This is a genomic window from Breznakia pachnodae, assembly GCF_030814225.1.
Lineage (GTDB): Bacteria > Bacillota_I > Bacilli_A > Erysipelotrichales > Erysipelotrichaceae > Breznakia > Breznakia pachnodae.
On the sequence record NZ_JAUSUR010000001.1, the window covers coordinates 1,037,761 to 1,050,768 of the forward strand.

At 32.7% G+C, this 13,008-nt stretch carries 13 protein-coding genes; 3 read left to right on the forward strand and 10 right to left on the reverse strand.

What is annotated here, in order from left to right; genetic code table 11:
• The first annotated feature begins 189 nt into the window (after positions 1-189).
• On the forward strand, positions 190-873 hold the full coding sequence (locus J2S15_RS04965) for a beta/alpha barrel domain-containing protein (RefSeq protein ID WP_307406023.1): 684 nt from the start codon (positions 190-192) through the stop codon (positions 871-873).
• 107 nt (positions 874-980) lie between these two features.
• On the opposite strand, the gene J2S15_RS04970 is transcribed toward J2S15_RS04965, so the two are convergent.
• The 3 genes from J2S15_RS04970 to J2S15_RS04980 are packed head-to-tail and all read right to left on the reverse strand — an operon-like array spanning position 981 to position 5,086.
• Positions 981-2,411: a glycoside hydrolase family 1 protein gene (locus tag J2S15_RS04970; RefSeq protein WP_307406025.1), complete on the reverse strand. Its 1,431-nt coding sequence runs from the start codon at positions 2,409-2,411 to the stop codon at positions 981-983.
• Positions 2,412-2,419: 8 nt separating this feature from the next.
• A complete protein-coding gene (locus J2S15_RS04975) occupies positions 2,420-4,237 on the reverse strand; it encodes a beta-glucoside-specific PTS transporter subunit IIABC (RefSeq protein WP_307406027.1) in 1,818 nt (605 codons plus the stop codon).
• Positions 4,238-4,240: 3 nt separating this feature from the next.
• Positions 4,241-5,086, reverse strand: coding sequence for a PRD domain-containing protein (locus tag J2S15_RS04980; RefSeq protein WP_307406029.1), 846 nt, complete (start codon positions 5,084-5,086; stop codon positions 4,241-4,243).
• A gap of 310 nt (positions 5,087-5,396) precedes the next feature.
• Between J2S15_RS04980 and J2S15_RS04985 the strand changes: the two genes are divergently transcribed.
• Positions 5,397-5,567, forward strand: a complete 171-nt coding sequence (locus tag J2S15_RS04985) for an antitoxin VbhA family protein (protein ID WP_307406032.1) — start codon at positions 5,397-5,399, stop codon at positions 5,565-5,567.
• Between the two features lie 89 nt (positions 5,568-5,656).
• On the opposite strand, the gene J2S15_RS04990 is transcribed toward J2S15_RS04985, so the two are convergent.
• The 4 genes from J2S15_RS04990 to J2S15_RS05005 form a co-directional block, all read right to left on the reverse strand.
• A complete protein-coding gene (locus tag J2S15_RS04990; protein WP_307406034.1) occupies positions 5,657-6,469 on the reverse strand; it encodes a HipA domain-containing protein in 813 nt (270 codons plus the stop codon).
• Positions 6,469-7,023 (reverse strand): helix-turn-helix domain-containing protein, encoded by a 555-nt coding sequence (locus J2S15_RS04995; RefSeq protein WP_307406037.1) that lies wholly within the window; start codon positions 7,021-7,023, stop codon positions 6,469-6,471. Before J2S15_RS04995 ends, J2S15_RS04990 begins: the two co-directional genes overlap by 1 nt.
• An 81-nt stretch (positions 7,024-7,104) precedes the next feature.
• Positions 7,105-7,524 carry a flavodoxin domain-containing protein gene (locus J2S15_RS05000; protein ID WP_307406039.1) on the reverse strand — a complete coding sequence of 140 codons (420 nt, stop codon included), beginning with the start codon at positions 7,522-7,524 and terminating at the stop codon, positions 7,105-7,107.
• A gap of 13 nt (positions 7,525-7,537) precedes the next feature.
• Positions 7,538-7,978, reverse strand: coding sequence for a metal-dependent transcriptional regulator (locus J2S15_RS05005; protein ID WP_307406041.1), 441 nt, complete (start codon positions 7,976-7,978; stop codon positions 7,538-7,540).
• A 163-nt stretch (positions 7,979-8,141) separates the two neighbouring features.
• Between J2S15_RS05005 and J2S15_RS05010 the strand changes: the two genes are divergently transcribed.
• On the forward strand, positions 8,142-8,516 hold the full coding sequence (locus J2S15_RS05010) for a winged helix-turn-helix transcriptional regulator (RefSeq protein ID WP_307406042.1): 375 nt from the start codon (positions 8,142-8,144) through the stop codon (positions 8,514-8,516).
• 84 nt (positions 8,517-8,600) lie between these two features.
• On the opposite strand, the gene J2S15_RS05015 is transcribed toward J2S15_RS05010, so the two are convergent.
• The 3 genes from J2S15_RS05015 to J2S15_RS05025 form a co-directional block, all read right to left on the reverse strand.
• A complete protein-coding gene (locus J2S15_RS05015; RefSeq protein WP_307406044.1) occupies positions 8,601-9,182 on the reverse strand; it encodes an NAD(P)H-dependent oxidoreductase in 582 nt (193 codons plus the stop codon).
• A 140-nt stretch (positions 9,183-9,322) separates the two neighbouring features.
• Complete coding sequence (locus tag J2S15_RS05020; RefSeq protein ID WP_307406045.1) at positions 9,323-11,122, reverse strand: ABC transporter ATP-binding protein; 1,800 nt, start codon at positions 11,120-11,122, stop codon at positions 9,323-9,325.
• Entirely contained in the window at positions 11,115-12,875 is a 1,761-nt protein-coding gene (locus tag J2S15_RS05025) for an ABC transporter ATP-binding protein (RefSeq protein WP_307406046.1), read from the reverse strand. Before J2S15_RS05025 ends, J2S15_RS05020 begins: the two co-directional genes overlap by 8 nt.
• Positions 12,876-13,008: the final 133 nt, after the last annotated feature.

Consider the following 13,008-nt stretch of genomic DNA (forward strand, 5'->3'; position numbering starts at 1 on the left):
TAAATATACAAATTTATTTTTCAAAAAGGTGATGCAATACACATAATTTTGATTAATTTAAGAATTAAGTCTACCATAATTTATCATAATTTTCACATATAAAAATGGTAGGCAACCATATGCTTCATCTTGTATAATGAGAGTATAGTTTATTACATTATAAAATGTATATGAGATGGAGGAAAAACTATGAAAGATAAGAAGGCCCCTACAATAAACACAAAATTACGTGGTCATACTGTAATGATCCCAGAGAATATTCGTAGAGCCACCGGTATCATCATCAATGGAAAACGCGTAAAATCAATTCTGTTTTCTACTGATGTATCAATTATCGCAAACTGTAATGCAGATGCCGTTATTGCAGTCTACCCTTTCACACCGACACTACAAATAACAAAATCAATTATTGATGTTGCACAAATACCTGTATTTGCTGGAGTAGGTGGTGGTACCACTGCCGGAGATCGTGTTCGCGAAATAGCATTGGATGCTGAACTTCATGGTGCAATTGGAGTTGTTCTAAATGCACCAACCAAAACCGATTTCATACAGAAACTAGTAGATTATGTTGATATCCCTATTGTGTTATCAATTGTATCTTTAGATGAAGATTTAGAAGAAAGAATGCTTCATTCAGGAGCAGAAATCATTAATGTATCGGGAGGAAAGAACACAGTGGAAATTGTAAAGGCATTAAGAAAACTTGATCCTGACTTTCCAATTATTGCGACTGGAGGTCCTACTTCAGAGAGTATTGACGCTGTAATTGAAGCTGGAGCCAATGCCGTCACCTACACTCCCCCCACAAACGGTGAGATTTTCAAAACTTTGATGGAAGATTATCGAAGTAGAGTTAAGGTATCAGAATAATAATTACTTATTTGGTTAAAATAGACATATATAGGTGAAGATAATATTGAAAACTAAATTAGCAATTGAAAAGAAGATTCAAAATTAATTGAACCTTCTTTTTTTTATTATCCCAAATTATCTCCGTTTTCCTTGATTAAATTCTTATACCAATAATAAGAATCTTTTGGTGTTCTAGATAAATCTCCAGAACCATCATCATGTTTATCTACATAGATGAATCCATAACGTTTCTTCATTTCTCCTGTAGTTGCACTAACCAAGTCAATTGGTCCCCACATTAGGTATCCAAAACATTCTACACCATCTTCTAATACTGCATTCTTCAATTGAGTTAAGTGTTTATTTAAATAGTCAATTCGATAATCATCATGTACAACTCCATCTTCTCCTACTTCATCAACTGCTCCTAATCCATTCTCACAGATGATAATTGGTTTTTGATATTTACGATACATGAAATTTAATAGATAACGTAATCCCAATGGATCAACGGTCCATCCCCACGCAGACTTTTCTAAATAAGGATTCACTACTCCACCAAACAATGATTCTTGATCACCTTCTTCAGTAGTAACACTACTTACCTGACTCATATAGTAATTCAATCCAATAAAATCTAAGATTCCTTCTTTGAATGCTTTCTGATCTTCTGGTGATACTTCTAAATTAACTCCCATTTTTTTGTATTCATGTAGTTTGTATTTTGGAAATTCACCATAGGTCATTGCATCAATCTGGTAGAAATCACGAATTGTATCATTAAATGATTTCATTACTTCTTCAGGCTTACATGTTCTTGGATAAGATGGTGTTAATCCAAACACACATCCTACCTGATTATTTGCATCAATCTCGTGAATTAACTTCACTGCCTTAACTGATGCTAATGTCATATTGTATCCAATTACCGCAAGATCTTGTTCTTTGTTTTTTATTTTTGAATACTCTACTCCTGCAAGCATATAAGTAAATAACGAAGATACATCAGTTTCCGGATCAAGATGATTCATCTCATTGAAAGTAACCCAATATTTTACTTTACCTTTATAGGCAGTTACTACTGTTTCCACAAACCTTAAATATAAATTAATTGTTTCTCGATTTAACCAGGAATTATATTTTTTCATTATAGCTATCGGTAATTCAAAATGGAATAAAGTAATAATTGGTTCTATCTTATGCTTAATTAGTTCATCAATCATTGATTCATAGAATTTTAATCCTTGTTCATTTGGTTTCTCATCGTCTCCATTAGGATAAATACGAGACCAGTCTATGGAAATACGTAATGCTTTGAATCCCATATCTGCAAACATCGCAATATCTTCTTTATAACGATGATAGAAATCAATTCCTTCATGTGAAGGATAATACTTATTATCTTGAAGCACAGGGGTAATCTCTCTAGGTGTTTCATAACTTCCACCTGTTACTGTATCCATTACATTCAAACCTTTGCCATCTACATCATATGCACCTTCTAATTGGTGAGCAGCAATACTTCCACCCCATAAAAATTTACTATCTAATTTCATGATTCCTCCTATAAGATAACGGTTACTAATTCTTGTTCATTTGTCATATTCGGAACTACTTCCAAATAATCTTGTGTATTTGTAATCACCATTGCAACAGTAGTGTCATATCCTTTTTCTTTAACTTTCGCGAAATCAACTTCAATCAGTGGATCATTGGCACTTACTTTATCTCCCTGTTTTACTAATGCAGTAAAATGTTCTCCATTTAATTCAACTGTATCAATTCCAATATGAAGAAGAACTTCAATGCCATCTTCATTCTTAATACCTACTGCATGGTTTGTTGGAAATAAAGTTACTACTTCACCTGAAATTGGTGCTTTGATTAATTTATCTTCTGGAATAATTCCAATCCCTTTTCCTAGTGCTCCTGTTGAAAATGCTTTGTCTTTTATTTCTGATAAAGGAATTGTCACTCCAGCAACCGGTGAAACCAAATTCACTTTATTTAATGCTGACTTTCCTTCCATAATTTCTGGAGTTGCTTCTTGTTCTTCTGTTTTTGGCATCCACAATAAGTATCCTGCAACCACCGCACCAATAAAGGCAATCGCAAGTGCTGCAATCATAAAGTAGAAGTTACTGAAACCAGCATCATCAATAAATGATGTGATTCCAAATAAACTAACCATTGCATAACCTTTTACTTGCATAATTCCCGCAAATAAACCTCCAAGACCTCCACCTATAATAACCGCTAAGAATGGACGGCGATATTTAATAAATGCTCCAAATACTGCTGGTTCTGTGATTCCCATAAAAGCACTAAATGCTACCGTACCAAAGAATTGTTTTTGCTTTGCATTTCTTGCTCTTAAGAAATATCCTACCATTGCTCCACATACAGCAAAATCAGAAATGATATATCCAGGTGTAAACATTGCATCAAATCCATTTACTGCGTATTCATTCAGAATAAGTGGAACAATGAAGTTTCCTGCTCCCATCATAATTAAGAATGGCTGGCATGCTGCATACAATGTAACTACTAACCAACTACCAAATGTATCACTAATAAATTGGAATATATAACCTAATCCATCACTTAACCATGTTCCAATAGGACCAAAGAATAGTAATGTTACAGGTAATGTAACTAATATTGTAATTAATGGCGTAAAGAAATAATCCAATGACTTTGGCATCAATTTCGTCACCATTTTGTTTACTTGCCCCATAAACCATAAGCCAAGCAAAATTGGTAAGAATGAATTAGAATACGTAATTGTTGGTAATGATAAACCAAATAATTCTAAACCTTCTACTCCATTGATTGATGTTGATAATAATGTTACTGCTAGTAATATTCCTAAATACATTGGTGCACCAAGTCGCTTTGATGCAGATACTGCCATAAAGATTGGCAGGAAATAGAACATTGCTGTTCTAATTGAATCAAATATCACATAAGTAGAACTCTCTGGAGATATTATTCCTGTTACTGTAAAAATCGATAATACCCCAGCAATTAACCCAGCAGACATCATAGCTGGTAAAATTGGTGTAATTGATTCTGATACAATATCTAAAATTCTTTTAACAATATTCTTATTCGTTTTTGTTTCTTCATTTGATTCAAATCCTAACAAATGCATAATCTCCGGATGAATTTCTGCAACTTCAGTTCCAATAATAATCTGAAATGATACCTTATTTGATACCACATCAATAACACTATCCATTGCTTTAATTGCTTCTGCATCTGCTAAATCTCTATTTTTAAGGGTAAAACGTAATCTTGTCATACAGTGAACTACGGCTTCAATATTATCTTTTCCACCAACTAATTCAATAATTTGTTTCCCAAATTCTTCATACTTCATATATTATTCCTCGCTTTCATTTCGTTGTGTTACACGATGAATGTGTAACATTAAATATGTTTCTTCATCTTGTGTCAGTTCTTTCTGGAAGCGATTCAATAAATATACTCGTATCTTATTCACACATATATATGCTTTTGGATACATAATTCTGACTTGTTTATTTAATTCTGTATCTTCACTATTATAGATTTCCCCTAATGTAATTCGCTGCGCGAAATATTGTAGATGTGTTACTAGACGATTATAGTTCATTGATCCTTCATCAAACTGCATTTGGAAATGGATTCTGATAATCGTTAGAATATCACTAACTGTTTCCATAACCTTAATAGCATCTTTTATATCAACCTGAGATTCCTGAAGATTAATAAAGTGTAAAGCAATTGCAACTGCTTCACTTTCAGGGAATTCTACTCCAGTTTCATTTGTAATAATTTCTAAAGCACATTTTCCAATCTCATAATGCTTAGGATAGAATTTTCTTACTTCCCATGCCAATGGGCTGATAATAAACTGATCTTTCATTGCTCTTTTTAATGCAAAATCAATATGATCTAATAATGTCAAATATAAATAGTCATTTACTTTTTCTTCTATATTCTTTTCCGCATATTCAATGACTTTCAATGTAGCGTCAAGTGTACCTTGCTGGGCATGACTTAACAGATAACTATAGTTCTCTAACACATCATTGGAATCAGGCACAAATACTTTTTCTACTTCGTCCAGTTCCAACGTATCTCCTACTTTCTTACGAAAGGAAATCCCCTTTGATACTACAATTACATCGATCTTGCCACGTTCTACAAGAGCTACATTATTATTTAGTATTTGACGAATTTTCATAGTACTGCCTCCTTTCTACAAAAAGAAAACTCAAACTACACAGAAAAAATCTTCCATCATAGTTTGAGTCTGCCTGCATCCCAGTAACATACTCACTCTTCCATTCTATCATCGAATGAAAGCGTTTTCTTGTTTTGTATTTTTATCATATCATAATTTCTTAATTTGTCAACATTACGTAAAACTACAGATAAATCCTACTAAAAAATCTATAATTTTTTTGATAGTTTTAATCTAGATATACTGATTATTTCTATCTTTAATGATATAATTATTTTATAAATTACAATAGAGAAAGGCGGTGATTTCATTGAAAGAAGAAACAAAAAATATCATCGATAGAGTAAATGCTACAATGGCCTTAGAAGGAATGCCATTAACTGAAGAAATCAAAGAAAAACTTAGAAAATGTATAGAGGGAGAGAGCACCACTGAAATCGAAAGACAAAAGATTATTGATAAATATTTATCTAAAATATAGGTAGCGTAATTTATGAGGCAATACACTTAATTGCTTCTTTTTTTATTTTAAATGTGATCTTAGATAACGTTTAATAACTAATGTCTCTATTATCTACTAAATAAGTATTGATACTTATCCATTTGATAGAAAAGCACATCTTCTATTCTTCTCTTCACTTCTTCGGAATATAACTGATCCTGCTTTAATAAATTAGACACATCTTTTTTCGTGAACTGAAACCTTAAGTTTTTTCCATATAACTGTTCTGATGTGTCAAGTTGATCATCAAAACTAGCAGAAAATGTTTTTGACTCAACTGTCTCTATTAAATCATAAAATGATTCTTCTAAAGGATAATCTAGTCTTATGTCTGATAATAAGGACGCTCCGTTGTCAAAGATAGGACAATATTGATACTCACCATTTGAATCCAACAACACAGCAATATTATGCATATGTCTGTCTTCATTTAAGAATATTGCATCTATCGTTAGTAACTTGTTCATATATTGCCCAAACTCAGTTAGTCCTGTTATTCGTATTGTTTGATTTACTAAAAACTCCAATCGCTCTTTGTCTCCATTTATCTTATATATGGCTTGTTGAAGGCTATGTCCATAATAGTTATGAAATAAACGTTCTAGAGTAATTAACTGCCAACCTTCAGATAAAAAATTTATACTTTTACATCCTAACCAAATTCTCCTCTTATACTGTATTTCCTCTATTTCATAATTTGTAATTTCGTTATTATGTAGTGTTGATTTAGTTATCAGTTTAGATACTATATATTCTACAATTCCTTCATATCCAGTATAGTCAGCTTTATACCAATAAGATTCATTTCGCCACTTTAACTGGTTTCCCTTTGATGATTGACGATCAATTGTTTTAATGTCTTGTTCAAATAGTTCTATCATTATTTCTTCCTTTCGATTTTAATCCAAAAGTCGTCTTCAGCCATCCTTCCTTCCGTTTTTTCTATAATCAGAAATGGATCATAAAATGGTAAATTTAAGTCGTTTAGAATAAGTTTCATATCAGCACGTTCCTTGGGGAAACAACGTGATACAATAAAATTTATATATTGGTCGTAACTTGGTGTTTCTATCACTCCAAAGGCTTTAAAGATATCATCCTTTACATAATTATAAACCTTTACTTCCTTATGTCTTTCATCAATATCAATAACACTACAGACTTCATTCTTAAACATATACCATAGACGAAGTGGAACTTCTAGATTTGGTATTTCCAAATCCTTTACAATTTGAGGATTCTCACTTAATATCTTAACTAAAGAAGAAATTATTCCTTTTATTTCATTATTTTTTATTTCCCATGCAGCAACTGTTTTTTCCGATACATTTGCAAGCATAGCGAACTCTTTTTGCGTTAACTTTAATTGTTTACGTAGCTTCTTGATATCATTACCATCTATTGCTGATGCTATTGCATATTTATTTTGATTCATAATACACCTCTCAATATTATGATCTACTAAAAAAAAGTGGTTTTCAATTAAATAACCACCATTTTTTAGTATATTTATTTTTTATTTCATCTTATTAATTACAGAAGAAGAAAAATCCATTGCTCTATCTAAGTCACTTTTATTTGGATGTCCACGATGCATTGCAGTAAAGGAACCCCAACAATGATAATTCTTGTCTATCACATTAATGTCCTTCGCTTTAAACAATTCCGCCATCTCATTATTTCCTTTTTTTAGCATAGCCGATGTGCTAAATAATGCTACATTCTTTACCTTACTTGAGTCTAGTTTTGAAATAAATTCTTTCACATGGTCATCAATACCAAATGCATATACTGCAGTTCCAAAGAATAATAAATCTATTGGTTCTTCAATTGGAGCATTTGTATCTTTACTTTCAACTTTTGCCACTTCCGCAATTGCATCAGCAACTTTCTTGGTATTTCCTCCACGTGAGTAGTATCTAACTTCTATATTCATGAGTTTGTCCTCCTTACTCATTTTCAGTTCCATAAACTTTATTTATAAATGTTAATTCTTTTTCACAGATATTATCCTGTGTTCTTAGCTTCTTACAATTGATTACTTCTGCTGTACGATTAATAACCTGATCACTTAACGTTCGTTCCATTTGCTTTGCATCTCGTATTGCTGTTTCACTATCAATCCCCATGGACTGAAGCGCATGAGCCAAGACGCAGTGACGCTTAATAATTTCCTCAGCAGCCAGGTTACCTTTTTCAGTTAATATAATCCGATTATTTATTTTTTCTACATACCCTTTTTCAACCAATGCTTGAATTGCAATACTTATACTCGCTCTTGTATGATGCAAATGATTCACAATGTCAATTGAACGTACCGAGCCCAACTGTTTATACAAAACATAAATAGCTTCAATATAGTCTTTTTGTGATACACTTAAGTCTAGCATTCGAACATCTCCTTACTATGTTATAAAATCAACACTTATAAAATTAAATTGTATTCAATTTATCTCTATGATATGATTTTATTGCAAGAATAAGAATTATACAAGTACTAAGAATGTACATACTTAGTATGGTAAAACTTACTATTGGAAATGAGGTAACTTTATGAGCATTACACAAAAAAATCAGCAGTCACTTTGTCCACTTCGCCATATTCTAAATGTTTTTAGTGGGAAATGGAAATTACCAATTGTCTGTATGCTAGCTGCTGGTAAACCATTACGCTATAGTTCAATTAAACGAAAGATTGGTGATATTACGAATGTAATGCTGTCACAATCCTTAAAAGAATTAGAGAGAGATGGTATCGTTCATCGTGAGCAATACAATGAAGTGCCTCCAAGAGTTGAATATTCATTAACAGATAAGGGGAAAGATGTTGTCCCTGTGATTCAACAGGCTGCACAGTGGGCGTTGAAAGATATGCAGCAAAGTCTAGCTTGTGGTGCAAACTGTGAACAATGCTTTACTACAAAATAAAAGAAGTTGAATGTCCTCGTAATCATTGAGGTTGTTCAACTTCTTTTTTAAAGACGATATTATTATTCTATTGTTTCGTCATTCTTACATTTCTTTAAAATAGGTTTTGATTTCATTCATCTTCTCATCAGTATATTCTTTTCCTCCAGATACAATTGTTTCAATTTGGAAATGTTTTGCTACATCGATTCCACAAACTTGTAACGTATCTTTAATAAAACTTCCGATGATTGGATTTTGTAAATAGCCATCATATACCTCATTGGTCATTTGCATTGTTGTAATTACTACTGCTTTTTTATCAGTCAGTAAACCTACCATATTTCCATTTTCATCATATTTATAGGCAAACCCTACCTGCAATACTTTATCACAGAAACCTTTTAAAATCGCAGGCATATGTCCCCACCATAATGGGAATGGAAATACAAGTACATCAGCTTCATCAATCTTTTTCATATATTCAACTACAAGTGGATTATCAATTGCTCCAGTTCTCCACTTCATTAAATCATCTGAAGACATTACTGGATTAAATCCATCACTAACTAGGTCGATTACAGAAACTTGTTCACCTTTTTCTTTTAAAACTTCAGCAACATTTTCCACAACACCTACATTAAAACTTTCACTATACGGATGACTACTAATCACTAAATAATTCATCAATTCACTCTCCTTCACTACTAACGTAGAACTCTATTCGTATCGTATCATTTTCCTTTTTAAAGTCAATTGATATACTCGTCAAGTCACGTCTTGAGGTATAAGATTTCGTGTTCATTAAGTATACATTAGTTACTCTTTTAAGCTGTTACTGTATCAAACTGACTATTGTATAAGTCTGCATAGAATGTTCCTTGTTCCAACAAGTCAACATGAGTACCCTTCTCTACAATATCTCCATCTTTCATCACTAAGATAAGGTCTGCATCTTTGATTGTTGATAGTCTGTGAGCAATCACAAATGATGTTCTACCAACTGTTAGTTTATCCATTGCTTTTTGTACTAAGATTTCCGTTCTTGTATCAATTGACGATGTTGCTTCATCAAGAATTAATAATGGAGCATTTTCAATCATTGCTCTGGCAATTGTAATCAATTGTTTTTGACCTGCTGATAATTCAACATTATCATCTAGTACAGTATCTAATTTATTTGGTAAGGTATTAATGAAGTGAGTTAATCCTACTACATCACAAACTTTTTCAATTTCAGCATCACTGATATCTTCCTTACAATAGGCAATATTTTCTCTCACCGTTCCATGGAAGATCCAAGTATCCTGTAATACCATACAGAATAAGTCATGTACCGATTCACGTTTCATTTCATCAATTGGTACACCATCGATAGAAATTGATCCACTGTTCAGTTCATAGAAACGCATCAGCAGATTAACAATAGTTGTTTTACCAGCACCTGTTGGTCCTACAATGGCAACTTTCTGTCCTGCTTTGATATCTACTGAGAAGTTATTAATAATGGTTTGACCCTCTTTGTATCCAAAGTTCACATTCTTAAACTTCACATCACCATTTACATTCTTTAAGACTTTTGTTTTTTCACTTTCATCTGACAATTCTTCTTCCTCTAAGAATTCAAATACACGATCACTTGCTGCTGCAGTTGATTGAAGACTTGTTGCAGCTTGAGCAATTTGTGATAGCGGTTGTGTAAACAATCTTACATACATCATAAATGCTACAATTACTCCAAAAGTAATTGATCCATTGTGTACTAGGATTGCTCCTACTACACATACTACTACATATCCAAAGTTTCCAATAAATGACATTAATGGCATCATCAGTCCAGATAAGAACTGTGACTTCCATGCATTTGTATAAAGTTTTTGGTTTATATTATGAAATTCTTTTTTTGCTTGTCGTGTTGCATTATACACTTTCACAATACTGTGACCAGCATAGATTTCTTCTATGTGCCCATTGATATTTCCTAATTCATTTTGTTGTCTTGAGAAGTACTTTTGAGACTGTGCAATAATTACAATCATTAATACAAATCCTATTAAAGTAGCAAGTACTGCTGATATTGCTAAAATCCAATTTGTGTAGAACATCATTACTAATGAACCAATTAACATCGTAATGGAACTTACTAAGATTCCTAAACTTTGATTTAAAGTCTGACCAATCGTATCTACATCATTGGTAACTCTACTTAATACATCTCCAAAACTTGTTGTATCAAAATATTTTAAAGGTAATAAGTTAATCTTGCTTGATATCTCTCCACGCATCTGTTGCGATATTTTTTGCGATACCGTTGCCATAATAACTCCCTGAACTATATTAAATAAGAATCCTAATCCATATAATACAACAAGTAATAAAGCAATACTTGTAACTGCATCGATATCAATCCCTGTAGCCAATCCTTCAGTTATTAAATCGGTAATTTCTGATATTTTATCTGGACCTATAATATTTAAGATAGATCCAACAATCGCAAGAACGATTGCAGTAATCATTACTGGAAAGTATTTCTTACAATACATGATCAGTTTTTGAAATGAAGTTGTCATTTTTCCAGATGATTTTTCAGCAACACTCATGTTGTTTCCTGGCATTCCACTAGGCATAAGACAATTCCTCCTGTGATAATTGTGAACTAGCAATTTCTTGATAGACTTCACATGTTCTCAATAATTCTCTATGTTTTCCAATTCCTACAACTTCTCCATCATCCAATACAATAATCTTATCTGCATCTTTGATGGTTCCAATCCGTTGAGCAACGACAATCGATGTTGCACCGCTACCTTCATCATTTAATGCTTTTCTAAGATCACGGTCTGTCTTGTAATCAAGTGCTGAGAATGAATCATCAAAGATATAGATTTCAGGGTCTCTATAGACAGCTCTGGCGATTGACAGACGTTGTTTCTGTCCTCCAGATAAGTTAGCTCCACTTTGTGCTATTTGTGCCTGATACCCGCCATCAAGGCTATCTACAAACTCTTCCGCCTGAGCAATTTCAATTGCCTTTCCTACTTCATCAATAGAATCATCCTTACTATTTTCTCCGTAGTCTACATTTGACTCTACAGTTCCACTAAAGATGGTTGCTTTTTGTGAAACATATCCAATCTTACTATGTAATGTTTCTAACTTATATTCTTTCACATTAATTCCATCAACTAGTACTTCACCTTCACTAACATCGTAGAATCTAGGAATCAGATTAATTAAGGTACTCTTACCACTACCTGTTGCTCCAATAAAGGCGACGGTTTCGCCACTTTCTACTTTGAAATTTACGTTATGTAATACATAATCACTGGCTCCTGGATATTTGAAACTTACATTCTTAAATTCTAATTCTCCACTAACTGCTGACGTTTCCAAATCATATGTTCCATCTTTAATATTCGTTTCTCTTTCAATAACTTCAAGAATTCTTCCTGCTGATACTGAAGCTCTAGGTAACATAATAAAGATCATTGTTAGTAGCATAAATGCCATAATTACCTGAACTGCATATGATGAGAATACAATCATATCTGAGAATAATGAAATCTTATCTATCATTGCTGCTTCATTAATAAGGTAAGCACCTAACCAATAAATCACCAGACTTAGCCCAGACATAATCAAACTCATACCTGGCTGCATAATCGACATCATTCGATTTGTGAACAAGTTGGTATTTGTCAGTTCATCATTTGCCTCTTCAAATTTATCTTCCTGATAATCTTCTGCATTGTAGGCTCTAACTACACGTAACCCAGTTAAGTTTTCTCTTGTTACCTGATTTAAGTTATCTGTTAATTGTTGAATAATCTTAAACTTAGGAATTACAAAGATAATAATTACAGATAACATTACCAGTAACACAACAACTGCTCCTGCTGTCGTTGCTGTCCACTGCCAGCTCTTTCCTGCAATCTTTAGAATCGCCCACACTGCTAAAATCGGTGCTTTAATAATTGATTGTAACCCCATTGCCACAAGTTGTTGCACTTGGGTAATATCATTGGTTGTTCTGTTGATTAAACTAGATGTAGAGAAATCATTCATCTCTTCCATTGAGAATGATAAGGTTTTATCATACACCTCTCCACGCAAACGTTTTGCTAACCCTGCAGCAACCTTTGCTGCAAAGTAACCAACAATACAAGAGGACACTAAACTACCTAATGCACATAACAGCATCCATCCTCCTTCAAACACAATATCACTAACAGTACTTCCTTCTGTTTGTACAAGTGTTGTTATGTTTGACATATAATCTGGAAGTTTTAAATCTAGCCAAACTTGAATGATAATTAACCCTAAACTTATGGCGATAAATCCCCATTCATGTTTTTCTATATATTTAAATATTTTTAACATCTTTTTATCTCCTTTCAATTCATTTTTATTTTTCAACCTTCTTGGTTGCTACTTGAAGTATAATCGATGTATTTAAACTAAATATTAATCGAATATGAACTCAATATGAACTTTTTAAATTAGTTTACAATAA

Bases quoted from the DNA above. Each gene is read 5' to 3' on its own strand.
- J2S15_RS04965 (WP_307406023.1), top strand. From the start codon at position 190: ATGAAAGATAAGAAGGCCCCTACAATAAACACAAAATTACGTGGTCAT.
- J2S15_RS04970 (WP_307406025.1), bottom strand. From the start codon at position 2,411: ATGAAATTAGATAGTAAATTTTTATGGGGTGGAAGTATTGCTGCTCAC.
- J2S15_RS04975 (WP_307406027.1), bottom strand. From the start codon at position 4,237: ATGAAGTATGAAGAATTTGGGAAACAAATTATTGAATTAGTTGGTGGA.
- J2S15_RS04980 (WP_307406029.1), bottom strand. From the start codon at position 5,086: ATGAAAATTCGTCAAATACTAAATAATAATGTAGCTCTTGTAGAACGT.
- J2S15_RS04990 (WP_307406034.1), bottom strand. From the start codon at position 6,469: ATGATAGAACTATTTGAACAAGACATTAAAACAATTGATCGTCAATCA.
- J2S15_RS04995 (WP_307406037.1), bottom strand. From the start codon at position 7,023: ATGAATCAAAATAAATATGCAATAGCATCAGCAATAGATGGTAATGAT.
- J2S15_RS05000 (WP_307406039.1), bottom strand. From the start codon at position 7,524: ATGAATATAGAAGTTAGATACTACTCACGTGGAGGAAATACCAAGAAA.
- J2S15_RS05005 (WP_307406041.1), bottom strand. From the start codon at position 7,978: ATGCTAGACTTAAGTGTATCACAAAAAGACTATATTGAAGCTATTTAT.
- J2S15_RS05010 (WP_307406042.1), top strand. From the start codon at position 8,142: ATGAGCATTACACAAAAAAATCAGCAGTCACTTTGTCCACTTCGCCAT.
- J2S15_RS05015 (WP_307406044.1), bottom strand. From the start codon at position 9,182: ATGAATTATTTAGTGATTAGTAGTCATCCGTATAGTGAAAGTTTTAAT.
- J2S15_RS05020 (WP_307406045.1), bottom strand. From the start codon at position 11,122: ATGCCTAGTGGAATGCCAGGAAACAACATGAGTGTTGCTGAAAAATCA.
- J2S15_RS05025 (WP_307406046.1), bottom strand. From the start codon at position 12,875: ATGTTAAAAATATTTAAATATATAGAAAAACATGAATGGGGATTTATC.